This window comes from Microvirga roseola (assembly GCF_020866965.1).
Taxonomy (GTDB): domain Bacteria; phylum Pseudomonadota; class Alphaproteobacteria; order Rhizobiales; family Beijerinckiaceae; genus Microvirga; species Microvirga roseola.
In genome coordinates, this window is sequence record NZ_JAJATX010000167.1 from 1 (window position 1) to 1,012 (window position 1,012).

Annotated in this window: 1 protein-coding gene; it reads right to left on the reverse strand. The window is 65.3% G+C overall.

The features are described 5' to 3' along the window. Positions 1 to 947 (reverse strand): IS630 family transposase gene (locus LG661_RS24690; protein ID WP_230534639.1). Its coding sequence is split into 2 segments (ribosomal slippage): positions 1 to 605 and positions 605 to 947, totalling 948 coding nucleotides; the frame shifts between segments, so codons are not numbered across the junction. Between the last annotated feature and the right edge of the window lie 65 nt (positions 948 to 1,012).

Consider the following 1,012-nt stretch of genomic DNA (forward strand, 5'->3'; position numbering starts at 1 on the left):
TTAGACGGGCTCATATCCGCATTTCCTGAGGTAGTTCCTGCACTCCTCGGACGAGAACGCATCGAGCAGTTCACCAATGGTGGTCCAGAGTGCCTCCCTGGTGCGTGCGCCCGCCTTGCGCAGGAGCGCCTTGAGCTTGGAAAAGAGCTGCTCGATCGGATTGAGGTCCGGACTGTAGGGCGGCAGATACAGCAGGCTTGCCCCGACAGCTCGGATTGCCTCCTCAACGCCTGCCACCTTGTGGGCCGCAAGATTGTCGAGCACGACCACATCGCCAGGTGAGAGAGCCGGCGCCAGCATCTGCTCGACATAAGCCTTGAAGATCTCGCCCCGCATGGGGCCGTCCACCACGAGCGGCGTCACGACCCCGCTCTCGCGCAGGCCCGCCACAAAGGTGGTGGTCAGCCAGTGCCCGTGCGGCACAGCATCGATGACCCGCTGTCCGCGCGGCGCCCTGCCGTAGCGGCGCGTCATATTGGTGGCCGTGCCGGTCTCGTCCAGGAACACGAAGCGGCTGGCATCCATGAAGCGCTGCCAGATCCGAAAGCGGCGGCGCTCCTGGGCTACATCCGGCCGGTCCTGCTCGGCCGCCCGGAGCGTCTTTGTTTGTGCGTCAGGCCCATGCGCTTGAGCATCAGATGAATGGTCGAGAGCGCCTGCACCACGATCCCGCGGGCGCGCAGTTCGGCTTGGATCTCGAAGAGCGTGATGCCGGATTTGCCCTCCACCAGGGACCGGAGCAGATCCTGGTGCGGCTCGAGCACCGGACGGCGATGGCCGCCGATGCGGTCCGGCCTGACCGAGCCGGTCTCGCGCAGCCGCCGCATGAGCTTCACCGCAGCCGAGGGACTGACCTCGTAACGAGCGGCCGCCTGACGGATCGAGCTGCCTTTCTCAACAGCGCGAACAATGCGCCGGCGCAGGTCCTGGGACAACGGTGTGGTCATGGCGAGCCTCTGTGCTCACGCCCCGGATCACATCGAGTCAGACTTCCAGATTCCGTTCAACCCCA